The following is a 15485-nucleotide window of genomic DNA, read 5'->3' as shown; positions in this document are numbered from 1 at the left end:
TAGTGTTTTGCTTCAAATTCTTAAGGATGATTAAAAAGCTAATTTTTGGCCTCACCTTAGTTTTTTCTATTGGCTTTGGTCATGCACAAACCAAAATAGATTCCCTTAAAACAAACAGTTTTAGAAAAAACGATTGACAAAGGGATAGGTTAGTCGTGTTTGACGACCTAACCAGAGAACTGGTTCGTAATAATAGCGACGAACAAGCGCATTACCTCAATCCTTTGCAGGAGCAGTCATCATTACCCCCAGATGCAGGAGATAATCCTTTTGATTAAATTTTTTGTACAAGATAGATTGACTTACCGACATATACGTTGGAATTAAGAGCTAAGCAAACAGAAAATTCAATGTAGAGCCACCGCTTTTTAGAGGTGGTTTTTTATGTGAAATAGCTTATAAAGATGCGTAAATGTCTTCTGAAGGGATAGAATCTTGCTAAAAAACCATCTAAAACCTAATTTTTTTTCACTATTTCACGGTTTTAAGAAAAATTTAACAAATTCTTAAAAAGTCGCCCACGGATTTATCACATTGAACAATTTTAGCCTGTAATTCATACGGATTTTAAATAATCAGTAAATTCTTAAAAAGCGAGTGCCAGAATATGGGGTAAAACGAGGTAAACTTTTATGAAGGTTTACCTTTTTTGTGAGATTATTTTTTGATTGAGAATGCAATCTTTAATAACTTTAAAAGGCTATGAGGGGTTTTTATGTCATATTAGCACTATTGATGACATTTGGTGTTTGTCTAAATGCGCAGGAGAATCATACATTGGTTTTGCTTAAAACAAATTATGATAATGGTACGTCCGCATCTATTCTTCCTATTTCTGAAGATATCATCGCATTACATGTAAATTCAGCGGAATTTTGGTTTTTAAAAGCCATGTGCGAGAATCAAGTGGGTGATTTCACAGCTTCCAGATACAGTCTTATCAAGGCCAAAGTCAATGGGTATTATAATAAAAAGGATCTCTATTTTCAATTGGCGAGCGTTGAGTTGAAACTGGGTAATGAATCTGCGTCATTAAATTATATAGAGGCTGCCTTAGAAAGAAATGTAAGACCGCAACGCTTTGAAGTTCCTGAATTTGACCGTCTAAAGCAGAATGCAAGTTTTACTGAATTATTAGATGCACATAGGCCATCTTTAAGTATAGGAGGTATTATTTTCTTGTTGGTAGCATTTCAGGGCGCTTTGCTCTTCTTGTTTTTATTTTTTAGAAAAAAAGGAAACAGTAAAGCGAATAAACATCTCGGGTTATTTGTATTGTGCTTCGGACTGATTTTATCCTTACATACCTTATATAAGGGCGGCTTTGTAATAGAACTTCCATTTTCCTATTTACGTAATTTATGGGCACCACTAATTTTTGCTCTAGGACCATTATTATTGTTTTATGTTAAAGATATTTTTAGGGTAAAGTATACCTTAGGGCACAAGCTGTTACATTTTATTCCCTTTTTTGTTGGATTCTTATATTACGCGACCTATCATATACTTACTCCAGAGCAGAGTTGGTATCATAAGTCTATGGAAGTGGTGTATTACGTTTGGCTGAGAAACTCACAAATGCTGGTGTATTTATACCTCATTTATAAACTAATAAGAAAGAATAGGGATACCGTTGATGCAAATGTTGCAAGATGGCTACGTTATATAACCATTGGTTTTGCATGTTTTATAGCGTCAATGTTTTTATATGCGTCCTTAGATACCTATGCATTTTTCTATCGAGACGGATGGGATTATATGGCTGATTTTTTCCTTTCTGGTACGATATTATTAATCGGGTTATTTGGTATAATTCAACCACAGATTTTTTGGGGTTTTAATATGACCCAAGCCGCATTAAATGTGGTGAAGTATGAAAAATCAGGATTGACACCAGGTTTATCTCTGGAGTTAAAGCGCAAGCTCATTGCCTTAATGATCGATGAAAAAGTATATAAAAACAATAATATAAACTTAGAGGAATTGTCTGAAATGCTCGGTACGACCAAGCATAATACCTCCCAAATTATCAATGATGAATTCAATGAGAATTTTTTCGATTTCTTAAATGATTTTAGAATAGAAGAGGCGAAGGTATTGTTGTTAGATAAAGAATCTAAGATGACAATTTCAGAAATTTTGTTCGAGGTTGGCTTTAATAGTAAAGCGACCTTTAATAAGGCGTTTAAGAAACGACTGGGGATAACGCCTACCCAATTTAAGAGACAAGTGTCTCAAGCGATTTAATCGATTTAATCCGTATTAGGTAGACATAAAACGGATCGATGTATGTATTTATAAGAAGGTTTTATTGCGTTATTAAGCAATTGTAGTATCGTAAACACGGGAAAAGTAAGTTAACATCGGAATTAACCTCTTTTAATGGTTTTTAAGAAATTTTTAAGAATTAATTTCGACTGAACTTATAACTTTAAAGTTAACATCAATCAACTAAATTCTAAAAATGGTATTTCTGAGGCATATAATAGTGCTTGCCTTGCTTTTGTATTCTTACAATGCGCATGCCGGTGGTGGTGGAAATACAGTTTCAAGTTTTAATGTCGAAGCATTTACCAATAAAGGCCTAGACAGTATACTTAAAGTTCAAGAGGAAAGAGATTCTCTTAAACGCGTTGATTTAATAAAAATTAATGAGGCATTATTAGCCAATAATACCGAAGACTCTATTGCAGTCACTAAAACCTTGGCTATCTTATATTCTGAAGATAAAAATCCCAATAAGGCGTCACAGCATATAAAACAATACATCAAGGCAACTCAGGATTTATCTATTTTAAACGATCACGTATTTTCAGATATTAAAGGAGAACCAACCTACGATAGTCTAATTAAAGAATACAAACCTCAAGTTAATTTTTTAGCGATTATTCATGCTTTGACGGGAGTCATAGGTATTTTTATTGTCCTCGTGCTTTTTGCCAAAAGAAATTTGGATAGAGTATCCGTCCTATTAATAGGGGCTTTTATTCTATTTCATTCCCTATTCATGTTACATATAAGTCTGTTTGTGTCTAACTATAATTTAAAGTTTCCACATTCATTTTATATTTCCACCTCTTTTTCATTTTTATATGGGCCACTGCTCTACTTTTATTTTAGGCGTGTCGTAGAGAATTACAAACTATCCCTAAAAGATACATTACATTTAATACCCACGATTTTACTTGTGCTATGGTTAATTCCAAATTATAGTTTGACGGGGACAGAAAAATTTCATTTGTTATTCGACAACACGCAATCGGTCTTAATCGGCACAAAAGTTATAGTAGTATTAAAAATATTGTCACTGAGTCTTTATGCCTTTGGCATTTATATGATCTACAGGAATAAAAAACAAAGTAAGGCTACTAAAAATCCGGAGGTTAGAAGCAGGGTTATATGGGAGCGAAGTATAATGATTATCTTCATTTGCTATGCGCTTGTCTATATTTTGCACGGTACTGTCGTCGTGAGGTTAATCGAATATCAACCGTTTACCTACATAAAGTCGTTTTTCATGATAGCGATGATCTTTTACATGGCCTTGATGTCTGGTTTACGACCAGAAATTATTATGAATGCAAATGGCAACTCTAATGCGAATAATAATAAGTTGCCCATTATTAAATATGAAAAGTCTAACCTTACCAAAAGTCTCTCTAACGAACTCAAGGAAAGACTTATTGAGTTGTTAATAAACGATAAAATTTATAAAAACAACAATATCAATTTGGAGTTGCTCGCAGAGATGCTAAGTACAACAAGACATAACGCGTCGCAGGTCATCAATGAGCATTTTGGAATGAGTTTCTATGATTTGGTCAATCACTTCAGAATTATGGAGGCTGTCGATATTTTTGATCAGGATCAAAAACGTAACCTAAACATCATAGAAGTAGCTTATGAGGTGGGCTATAATAACAAAGTGACCTTCAATAAGGCCTTTAAAAAGCATATGAACCAAACGCCTTCTAGTTATATAAGGTCACTTCATCTTTTGGTCTAAGGCAAAAAATAGTTATTTTTTTTTGGCTTAACCAACCTATAAACCTTATAGACTTTTCCTTCTTTTTTCTATATTATATGTCTATAATATATAATACAAACAAGCATTCAGGTTATTATAGATAATCTATTGTACATTTTGAGGCTTCAAAGTGTCCAAAACTGTCAATTCCCGTCGTCAAACTCAGTAAAGGCTAGGTTTTTCTGAAAGAAAAACTATGAAAATATCAGTTTACATATAAAAATCCTTGTTTTTGATTCCCGTCTGCCGACAAGACAGGTAATTTTTTTGATTGAAAACTGAAAAAATTACCTATGCTGATAAATTTCAATCAAAATGCATAATGGGTAATAGGTGGCATATTGACAAATCGTAAACTTCAATAAACTTGATGTATTAATAAAGGGAAAATAACATTAGTGGGCTTCAATCCTTTGGTGTAACAGACACAGAATATGGTCTATAGATGACAGTCTGCAATCAAAATCACATAAAAGGTAAACAAGAAGTAAGCATCTATCGGTAGAGGTAAATCCTTATAACCATTGACCTATATTCTCATCCTTCGTAGTTTTTTTACTACAGCAATTGCAAAGGGAGGCAGTGTTGTCGCCTTACTTTATTTTATGAAATAACCATGTTAACTTTAATTTCATCAAAGTAATTATTTTAAGTTAGTCTTTAAAATATACTTCACTGCCGACCTTTCTTTTTGCAACAAACTAACTGTATAATTTAAATTAAAATTTATGAATGTAAAAAATTATAGTTTGGTTCTGTTGTATTTACTTTTTGGTTTTCAATTGGCTTTCGCCCAAGAAAAAACAATCACAGGAACCGTAACGACTGAATCGGATGGATTACCACTTCCAGGTGCTAATATTATTGTAAAAAACACTTCGAAGGGTGTCCAATCAGATTTTGATGGCAAATTTAGCATACAGGTTGTAGCGGGCGATATTATAGTCGTCTCTTACGTTGGTATGGAAACTGCCGAAGTTACCATTGGAGCAGCTAATGTTTATGACGTTGCCTTAAAAGAGGGCAATGCCCTTGATGAAGTCGTTGTTGTGGCCTATGGTACGCAAAAACGAGAAGCCATCGTAGGGTCTGTTACGGTAGTAGACTCAGAAAACTTAGAGACACAACAGGTCACTTCTCCATTAAGAGCCTTACAAGGAGTTGTGGCTGGGGTCAACCTAATTACGGCAGGTGGTCAACCCGGAACCAATCCCAATTTTGTGATTAGGGGTTTTGGAAGTTTCAATGGGGCTAACAGTCCACTTATTGTGATAGATGGTGCGCCGTTTACAGGTAACCTAAACACCATAAGTCAAGACCAAATAGAATCTATTTCTGTCTTGAAAGATGCATCTTCAGCATCACTTTATGGATCAAGGGCAGCCAACGGAGTTGTGCTTATTACTACTAAAAGAGGAAAAAGAAACACAAAGACCGGTATAAGAATAAGAACACAATACGGTATATCGAATCCCGCCGTGGGTATCCATGATATCGTAGATTCTGAGGATTATTTAAGGTTGATGTGGACAGCACTTAGAAACGATAATTTGTATAATCAGGGGCAATCTCCCACAGAAGCAGCAAATAATGCGACAACTGGTTTAATTCCAACATTAGGTTATAACCCTTATAGCGAGACTAATCCAATTGGTCCAGACGGCAACTTAGTTGCAGGTGCTAATTTGTTATGGGAAACCAATTGGGAAGATGCTGTAATAAGAGAGAATGTTCCTAGAATTAATCATAATATTAATATCTCGGGAGGAACGGATAATACCAACTATTTTTTCTCCGTGGATTATCTCAGTGAAGATGGTCCAGTAATTACATCCGATTTTGAAAGGATTACGTCTAGGGTCGGATTAGATTCCCAAGTCAATGATTGGCTTAAGTTAGGTATCACAAGTGGATATTCAAGATCTTTCTCTAACAACCCTGATCAAACTTCGGGAAGTACCACACAAGCTATTTCATGGATATATAGCGTTAATGGCATCTACCCAATTTTTGTAAGAGACGCCAATGGAAATTTAATTTTGGACGATAATGGTAATACCATATTTGACCTCGGTAATGGTAACGGAAGACCAGTGGGTCAGCCCGTTAACTTTAATAGACCTACCAATCAGGGTGAGAATATTATAGCATCCATACGATTAGGTACGGAGCAGCGTATAAGAACGAACTTTTTAGGATCGGCCTATGCAGAGGTTAAGTTTTTGGAAAACTTTACATTTAGATCCACCTTAAATTACGAAAACTTCGTTTTCGATAGTCATAGTTTTAACGATGACGAAATCGGTGCAGCTTCTGCCGTTGGAGGTCGTGTAAGTAAAGCTAGAAATGTTACTACGGGATTAAATGCTATACAAGCATTAAATTATAACACGACTATAGCCGACGATCATTCAATTTCAGTGGATGCCATTTATGAAGCAAACACCACAACAGCAGATACGTTTAGTGCCTCAGCTACCGGGTTTTTGCCAGGGCAAGAGGAATTAGGTAATGGAACCATTGCGGAATCATTTGGTGGTTTTAGAACGGAACGTAGAATTGCCAGTTGGTTAGGTAGATTGGCCTATAATTACGATAACAGATATTTTGTTGAAGGTTCATTTAGACAGGATAAATCGTCTCAGTTTAATGAGGACTTTAATACGGGAGAATTTTTCTCTATTGGAGGTTCTTGGAATGTAACTGCCGAGACTTTCATGGAAAGTATCGATTGGTTAAATAGTCTTAGACTAAGAGCATCTTACGGGGAATTGGGTAATATTAGTATTCCAGGTGGATTCTTCCCGACCAGTTTCTTATTCGGTGGGGCTAATTTTGGAGGCGTCGTCATATCACCAGTAGAAGGACAGCCTTCTAATTTACCTGCAGGAACCTTACCTGATCCAGCACTGCAATGGGAGACCTCTACAAATTTGAATATCGGTATGGATTTTACGCTATTCAACGGGGGACTCAGCGGTACGGTTGAGTACTTTAAAAGGAGAAGTGAAGATTTAATACAAGATATTACGGCCACACCATCGCCAGGAGTACCAACAGTGAGAGCAAATGCTGGTATCATTGAGAACTCTGGCTGGGAGCTCACATTAAATGCAAACATTTTTAATACCAATGATTTCAGTTGGAGTGTAGGAGGTAATTTTTCAGTATTGAAAAATGAAATCATTCAAATTTCTCCATTTACAGATAATCAAGTTAATGGTACAAAGTATTGGGCTCCAGGGAATTCACTTTTCGAATTTTATATTCGTGAATGGGCAGGTGTTAATCCTGCAAATGGGGATGCCTTATGGAATCAATATTTTGATGATGCCAACGGGGACGGTGTCTTTAACACAGGGGATACCAATATCACAAGTTTATCCCAATATAGAGCGGATAACCCTGATGCGCAAATCGTAAGAACCGTTACCAATGACTACGATACGGCTACTCGTGTCGAAACTGGAAAAGAGTCCTTACCGGATATACAAGGTGGGTTCAATACCAATTTAAGATATAAGCAATTTGATTTAACCGCACTGTTTAATTTTAGTTTGGGAGCTTATCTCTTAGACACCGATTATTCTGGGTTGGTCAATAATTTTGATGCCGTAGGCGCATCTGCGCATCCCGATAATTTTAACGCTTGGTCACAACCAGGGGATATCACGGATTTCCCAAGGTTAACGACGTCTAACAATAACTTTAACTCACAGTCAACGAGATGGTTGTTTAAGAATGACTATGTAAGACTTAAAAGTTTAACCGTAGGTTACAATTTACCACAGGACGCTTTGGAAAACCTAGGACTAAAATCGGTTAGAGTATACTTCCAAGGAGATAATTTAATAACCTGGCAGTCACATGGTGGTATCGACCCAGAGCAAGCATTTAATGGGCTTACAGCCAATAGATCGCCGTTGCAAAGAACACTCTCCTTTGGTACATTAATAGAATTTTAAAAATAAAAAATGATGAAAAATAAAAGCAACAAACTAGGATTTACAAAGCTTTTCGTAGTCCTATTAACAATGAGCATATTTTTGTCTTGTCAAGATGAATTTGTGCAAGAGCCTGTTGATACAACAGGTGTTACCGATGAGTTAATTTTCTCGTCTAGAGAAAATGCCCAAACCTTTGTCAATGGGATCTTAGCTAATTACAAAGGCCAATATAGAACGGTTGATGTCGGTGGTTTATACGCTATGTACTTTGCTAGAGCGGTAAAGGGAAACGATATTATCCAAGATTTTAATTGGTATACCTTTGATTACGGCCATGAGAATAGAGAACCGAATTTTAGAAGAACGAATTTTACATGGGATTTTAACTACGAAAACATCAATTTTGCCAACACACTGATTTTTGGAGTCAATAACAGTGATGGTTTAAGTGATGATGAAAAAAGAGAGTTTGTAGCTAAGGGTAAGTTTTTTAGAGGGTTCCATTTGTTTGAATTGGCTTTAGATTTTGCGCCAAATTATAATAATGACCGAAGTTTGGAGCGTATACCTATTTATACAAGTCCGACCTCTTTAGAGACTGTTGGGGGTAATCCACCAGCGCCTATGAGTGAGGTTTATGGACAAATTATTCAGGACTTGGAAGATGCGGTCGCCGACTTGCCAGATACTAGATTGGGTAAGAGTTTTATAAATAGAGCCGTAGCTGAGGCTGTTTTAGCACGAGTGTATGCGGTGACTCAAGATAATTGGCAACGCGTTTCAGATTTGGCGAGAAGTGCCTATGGCGGTAGCGCCAATCAGGCGGTACAATCCACAAATTGGGGAACAGGCTTTGGTGATATGCAAGACCAAGAATGGTTATGGGCGATGTTTCAAAATGGATCTGATGAGACCAATTTTTTCTGGGGACACGCAGCACCAATGTTTGATCACTTAACCTTGAGCTATAATGCTTCGTATATCGACCCAGAATTTGCTGCGGAATTTACATCAACTGATGTGAGAAATACCTTTATCGATATCTATGGAGTTTCGGCCACAACACCTTGGAGAGAGTTTGTGTCGACCAAGTACGCCTTTACCTTTGCTTCAGATATCCCTATAATTAGAAAGTCGGAAATGGTTCTTTTTGATGCTGAAGCTCAATACCAGCTAGGTAATGTTCAAGAAGCGCGAAACCTTCTATTTGCTTTACAATCCGCTAGAGATCCTAATGCCACGATAACGACGAATTCAGGACAAGCTTTATTAAACGAAATTTTATTGGAAAGAAAAAAAGAGTTTTACGGCGAATTCGGACCACAATGGTTCGATGCTAAAAGGTATAATCTTCCTATAAATAGAAATGATATCCACAGAATATCCATTGATATCCCTGCAAATAGCAACCTGTTCTTTTTGAAAATTCCTGAGGACGAACTAGATCTTAACGATAACTATGCAGGATTTAATAACATTTAATTTAAAAAAGAAGTGATATGAAAAAATTTTTATATGCAACCCTAGTTTTATGTGCCGTAGTGTTCGTGGCTTGTGATAATAGCATTGAGTCGGACGCCCCTAGTGTCTCCGATTATGATTTTATAAGCTTTCAGGACGATAACATAAATTTTGAATTAAATCAAGATGGTGCTTCTACACGAACCATTACGGTTTATAATTCTAGACCCTCATCTTCAGATAGAACTTACGATTTAGAAGTGCTGCCTCTAGAATTTAATGATGGTGTTGGTACCACCATTAGTTCGGATTTTTATACTGTACCAACTTCAGTAACCATTCCGGCAAATGCATCTTCTGCAGAGTTCGATGTCACTATCACCGACAATGAATTTGGAAGTAGCGATAGGTTAGTTCTTGGGTTTGCAAATACCAATACCGCACAGAACCCACACCCGTTAAACTTGGGTATTGTCATTGTTTGTCCGGTAAATGAGCTCATCTTGGATATTACTTTTGACGATTTTGCAGAAGAAACGAGCTGGGAGCTTTATGATCTTACCAGTGGTACCCCAACCTTGATCACTTCTGGAGGCAATTATGGAGATTTGGACAACCAAACCTTACAAGAACGTATTTGTATAGACGATGGGGATTTTGGTTTTGTGATTTATGATGTTTATGCCGATGGTATTTGCTGTGGATTTGGGCAAGGAAGCTATTCACTCACTGTCAATGGTGAGGTTATAAGAGAAGGTGGTTCTTTTGGCGCTAATGAGACAACGACCTTTTCGTTACCTTAATCGAGTACGAATGACTAGTCATACTTACTACTAACTAAATTATCAAATTGAAAAAGGCCTTTTTTAAAAGGCCTTTTTTTATGTCTTATGAGATATCGCTTGTATGTTCCTGGACGGTGACTTTTTTCTTATTAAAAACACCACTAAACAACAACATAATCATTCCCGTAGTAACGGATAAATCTGCGACATTAAAGATACCCGTCTTTATAGTTTCCGTAATTTCGATGAAGAAAAAATCGGTGACCTCACCAAAAACAATACGGTCAAAAACATTGGCGATACCACCACCTACGATACAACAAAATGCAATAAGACTTAGGCGGTCGAGCTCTTTGGTCTTTACAATGTAATAGATAACGTATAATAGTACTATCGTGGGTAGGATTAATAGGAAAATAAGACGAAGCGTTGGGTTCATATCGCTTCCCATACCAAGGAAAGCACCTTTGTTTTCAACCCAAATTAACTGAAAATACTTGCCTATAACGTCAATTTCACCATCTCTCCCTTTCGTCATTGTATGTCTAACCACAACTTTCGAAATCTGGTCTATAGCAATATTAAAGGCAATAAGGAGCGTAATAAATAGGTTTCTATTCAAAACAGAAGATTTTATGTGTTAGTTTCAAATGTAGCAGAGGCTGTTTCTGCTTCTCTATTTATTTTTTTAACCAAACCTTGCAATACTTTACCTGGGCCAACCTCGGTAAAATGGGTAGCGCCATCAGCAATCATTTGTTGTACAGATTGCGTCCAACGAACAGGAGCCGTTAATTGGGAGATTAAATTGATCTTTATGTCGTTTTCGTCAGTTACAGCAGAAGCTGTTACATTTTGATAGATTGGACAGTTTGGTTTGTTAAATGCTGTGTTTTCGATAGCAGCAGCCAATTCTTCTCGAGCAGGTTCCATCATTGGAGAGTGAAATGCACCGCCCACAGGTAATACTAAGGCACGTCTTGCACCTTCTTCTTTAAGGGTTTCGCAAGCTCGGTTGATAGCCTCTATTTCTCCTGAAATGACCAATTGACCTGGGCAGTTATAATTTGCGGCAACGACTATACCTTCGGTCATGGCACAGACTTTTTCAACGATATCATCATCTAAACCCAAAACAGCAGCCATAGTACTTGGCTGTAATTCACAGGCTTTTTGCATGGCTTGGGCGCGTTGTGATACTAATTTTAACCCATCTTCGAAAGTCAATGCGCCAGCGGCTACCAGAGCAGAAAACTCTCCAAGGGAATGCCCAGCAACCATGTCTGGTTTAAAACGGTCTCCTAAAGTTTTTGCCAAGATGACCGAATGTAAAAAGATGGCAGGCTGCGTCACCTTAGTTTGTTTAAGATCTTCAGCTGAGCCTTCAAACATCACGTCTGTTATGGAAAAACCAAGGATGTCATTTGCTTTTTCAAAGAGTTCTTGTGCTAAAGGGGAGTTTTCATATAGATCAAGACCCATTCCTGAGAACTGTGCACCTTGACCTGGAAAAATGTATGCATTCATATGGACTAAATTTTAGTGTTGCAAAAATAGGAATAATCTCCAAAAGTATGCACTGCTGCGTTCCATTAGTGATGAAAAGTGTTCACAAATAAAAAAGTATAAAAATACCCTAAAGCCTCCATAGCTTTAGGGATTGTAATACTCTAAAATTTTACTTACTCTTCTAGACTCAAACTTTTGACGTTATCCCTGTAAACACGATCAATAAGAATATGTCTTGGATCTATCGCCGCTTTTATAGGTAGGGAGTCTAACTCAACAGTTACCGTAGATTTCTCTTTGTTAAACTTTAGACGTTGTTGTGCATAAAGTTGTTTTTCATCGTCGTCCATAAAGAAACCAATGTCAATCCAATCATTTATGGGTTTTTTAGTTTCATTACCGATGCTATCCGATTTAATTTTAGCGCTTTCAATTTCAAGGGTCACTTTGTACTTACCATTGTCAAGTGCCTTGTAATAGGCATTCTTTAATCTATTATCGTATAACGTAATGTCTTTAAACCAATCATTGAGCAAATATTGCAATGAATCAGGGACTTGAGGCTCTAAATGCCTTAAGAAGTCTAGTGAAGTCGGATATGGCGGTTTCTTATAGCGGTATTCTTCTAAGAAAGTTTTCATGGCTAGATTCACTTTTTCCTCTCCAATATAATCTTGAAGCGCATATAAAATCAAGCTACCTTTTCCATAGTGAATATAGCCTTGATTTTCTACCTTATATAGAGGCAGCTCCTTGTCGCGTTCTCCACTGCGACCTCTTAGATAGCGATCGTGGTCGTACTTCAAGAATTGACGCATTTTCATCGGATTTTCTGTAATACCTTTAATAGTCATAAGCGACGAGTACTCAGAAAAACTTTCGCTCATTAGCGTACTACCTTGCATATTGGCACCAATAACCTGATGTGCCCACCATTGATGTGCCATTTCATGAGCAATAACGGCATCGACGATATTATTTTCGGTCTCATCTTCGAGATTAATGACGAAACCGATGGCCTCAGAATATGGCATGGTCCCTGGAAATGCCTGCGCAAATGAAGCGTAACGAGGAAATTCAATGATGCGGCATTGTTTGTGAAAATAAGGGCCAAAGTTTTCGGTATAGTATTTTAAAGAACGCTCTACGGCATCTAACATCATTTCTACATTTTGTGGATGCTTTTCATCGTAATACACTTCTATGTCTATGCCATTCCATTTACGCTTGGCGATTTTGAAGTCGGCCGACATAAAAGAGTAGAAATTAAGTGAAGGTGTATCTGTTTTATAATGATAGTAACGTCTTCCATTGTCTTCCCATGTCTTAATCAAAGACCCAGGAGCAATAGCCGTTTGTTCTTTAATTGTAGATACAATGCTTTCTACATTGATAAAATCGGATTGCCCATTATTTATATAGTTACGATTGTGTAACTCGGACAATTCTGCAGTTAATTTTGGGGTACGTTCTTTGGGTTTTAAGCCATACTTTTTTCGTGTATTTTTATCACTAAGTTCGTAGCCGTCATTATAGCCCATAGAGGGTAAGATCTCACCGTTGTTAAAAAAAGTACCGTTCTTAATAATCATTGTATTGCCACGATTATTTTGAAATCCTTTGGTAATGTATTTATTATCAATACCCATCATCAAAGTGTCACCGGGTTGTAAAGGAGGGCTCAGCTTATAAATTTTGTACAAGTACGTTGTGTCTTTGAACACAATAGATGCATTCGGAATATCCAGTGTCGTATCCCAACCAAGACCGTCAAAGAAGTGAAGGGAATCAATAGCCTGTTTGGACGCATTGACTAATTGGATATCGGCTTTAACATAGATGTCTCGCTCATTTGGAAAAATATCAATATAGTATTTGGCGTCAATTATTTTTGGATGTACGGCACCTTTGTATTTACCGTATTTCTTTTCAAATGCGGCCATAAGCTGTTCTTGTTCATCACCTGTGCGATAAGTATTTAAAATTTGGGTGTTGTAATACACATATCCTGCAACACCTAACCAAGCCACAGTAGCAATGATGATAACGCTTCGATAGCTCTTAGGAACTTCGCGTCGTGCTGTTTTTATTCTGCTTATTAATGCGCTTTTAGACCCGCGATTCCATAAGGCACCAGCAATAAGTAATCCCAATACTGAAAATAAGACCCAGTAGAGATTGAACCAAAGGGCACCCGTAACTCCAGGCCCAAATCGATTCATGTCTGAATAGAATGTCGATGGTCCGCCACCAACATCTAACATGTTGGAATTTATATCCAATATGCTTAAAACAATTTCCCAAACCAATAGAATTAATATGGCGATGAAATAACCAATGTATTTGTTGGTAGATAAGACTTGTACTAAAATTGTAATCCCAGAAAAAGCAATAAACAGTGGTAAGTTGTCATAGAAAAAGTCTAATAAATAAACATCAATCTCTATACGGGTAAACCCGTGAAGTAGTTGGTAAACAACTCCAAAACCTAAGAAGAAAATATTGATGATAGAGGCAATACTTATTAATGATAAGGTTTTAGCCGCCATAGAGATAAAGGAGGTGTGTGCCGTGGCATCAATCACTTCATTGATTTTGTTATCGCGATCGCGCCAGATTAGTTCACCACTAAAAAATACTACAATAATAATAATGAATATATCCGTATTGTCTTTTATGGAGTCAATGAGTTTATAGGTCAAAGGATAAGACTGCAATCCAAAATATTCAAATCCACCACTCAAATCGGCAACTAAAATAATAATGCAGAATAGGAAGAGTATCTTGAAGGTAATACTCTTAACAATGCTTAAAAAGTTGGTGTAGAAAAAACTTTTAAACTGAGACCAATGGGTCGTTGCTGAAAAAGATGGATTGAGCTGAGGTAAATCAAATACTTTATCGGTATGTGATGTGCTCGCTTTTTCTTTTTTGATTTTTTGATTTTTCTTTTTGAACGAAAAGCTAAAATAAGACAGCATTAAAATGACAATACCAACACTGGTCCAAATCAATCTGTTCCACAACAGAATTCCTGAAAACCCTGGGCTGATGGTATTTTTTTCCGCAGGAGTGAAGTACTTGGTTTCTATGGAGTAGGTGTTAATTCCGAAAATATCGGATAGGCCTGCTATAGTTTCATTATCTACATCAGACATAAGAGAGCCAGAAATAATATAGGCCACGATAATAACTAGACCACCCACAAAGGAAATGACTGTACTTTTCCATTTATTGGCCATGGCAAAAATCACAGTACCGGCCAAGAACATGTTCGGTAGAATAAAAAGCAAGTAGTTATTGACAAAGGTCTCAAGGTAGAATTCTCCAAAACGCGCGCTATCGATCCATCCAAAAATAGAATTCATATAGGTTCCTAAAAGCATTCCGATAAATACCCCAGTCAATGGCAGCGTAGCGATAAATAAGGCGCCAAAAAATCGACCGAAGAAGTAGCCCGGTTTACTTAAAGGTGTGGTAAAGAGGATTTCGTTGAATTCATTGTTATGATCCCTTAAGGCAGCGTTATTGAAAAAGGCAACTGCCATGAGTAGACTGAAAATGCTGAAGATGGTCACATGTATAGTTAAGGTATATGGCGAATTGCGATAAACATTACCAATGGCACCACCTATAATGACATTGTCACTTACTGTAGCAAAGAATTCCATCAGTCCAAGAATGAACATAAAGATATACACCATGGGCTGCTTGAGCGTATACTTTAATTCCGAAAGAAAAAATGTTTTAAACATA

Annotated in this window: 9 protein-coding genes; 6 read left to right on the top strand and 3 right to left on the bottom strand. The window is 36.9% G+C overall.

Annotated elements, in window-relative coordinates:
* Positions 1-155 precede the first annotated feature (155 nt).
* The 6 genes from ACO052_RS00260 to ACO052_RS00235 all read left to right on the top strand — a co-directional run bounded on the left by ACO052_RS00260 (position 156) and on the right by ACO052_RS00235 (position 10238).
* On the top strand, positions 156-278 hold the full coding sequence (locus ACO052_RS00260; RefSeq protein ID WP_422105986.1) for a hypothetical protein: 123 nt from the start codon (positions 156-158) through the stop codon (positions 276-278).
* A 424-nt stretch (positions 279-702) separates the two neighbouring features.
* Positions 703-2247 (top strand): helix-turn-helix domain-containing protein, encoded by a 1545-nt coding sequence (locus ACO052_RS00255; protein WP_422105985.1) that lies wholly within the window; start codon positions 703-705, stop codon positions 2245-2247.
* Between the two features lie 250 nt (positions 2248-2497).
* The gene (locus ACO052_RS00250) at positions 2498-4006 is read left to right on the top strand and encodes a helix-turn-helix domain-containing protein (protein WP_422105984.1); all 1509 of its coding nucleotides are present in this window, start codon (positions 2498-2500) and stop codon (positions 4004-4006) included.
* A gap of 749 nt (positions 4007-4755) precedes the next feature.
* Complete coding sequence (locus ACO052_RS00245) at positions 4756-7992, top strand: SusC/RagA family TonB-linked outer membrane protein (RefSeq protein ID WP_422105983.1); 3237 nt, start codon at positions 4756-4758, stop codon at positions 7990-7992.
* Between the two features lie 9 nt (positions 7993-8001).
* Positions 8002-9456 carry a RagB/SusD family nutrient uptake outer membrane protein gene (locus ACO052_RS00240; protein ID WP_422105982.1) on the top strand — a complete coding sequence of 485 codons (1455 nt, stop codon included), beginning with the start codon at positions 8002-8004 and terminating at the stop codon, positions 9454-9456.
* 17 nt (positions 9457-9473) lie between these two features.
* Complete coding sequence (locus ACO052_RS00235; protein ID WP_422105981.1) at positions 9474-10238, top strand: hypothetical protein; 765 nt, start codon at positions 9474-9476, stop codon at positions 10236-10238.
* Positions 10239-10323: 85 nt separating this feature from the next.
* On the opposite strand, the gene lspA is transcribed toward ACO052_RS00235, so the two are convergent.
* The 3 genes from lspA to ACO052_RS00220 all read right to left on the bottom strand — a co-directional run bounded on the left by lspA (position 10324) and on the right by ACO052_RS00220 (position 15484).
* Positions 10324-10842, bottom strand: a complete 519-nt coding sequence (gene lspA, locus ACO052_RS00230; RefSeq protein ID WP_422105979.1) for a signal peptidase II — start codon at positions 10840-10842, stop codon at positions 10324-10326.
* A gap of 11 nt (positions 10843-10853) precedes the next feature.
* On the bottom strand, positions 10854-11747 hold the full coding sequence (gene fabD / locus ACO052_RS00225; protein ID WP_422105978.1) for an ACP S-malonyltransferase: 894 nt from the start codon (positions 11745-11747) through the stop codon (positions 10854-10856).
* Positions 11748-11902: 155 nt separating this feature from the next.
* Positions 11903-15484: a M1 family aminopeptidase gene (locus ACO052_RS00220; RefSeq protein WP_422105977.1), complete on the bottom strand. Its 3582-nt coding sequence runs from the start codon at positions 15482-15484 to the stop codon at positions 11903-11905.
* Between the last annotated feature and the right edge of the window lies 1 nt (position 15485).

Origin of the sequence: Winogradskyella sp. (assembly GCF_965228925.1) — a bacterium.
Taxonomy (GTDB): domain Bacteria; phylum Bacteroidota; class Bacteroidia; order Flavobacteriales; family Flavobacteriaceae; genus Winogradskyella.
The sequence above is the reverse complement of the archived record's forward strand: the minus strand, read 5'-3'. Positions and strand labels throughout refer to the sequence as shown.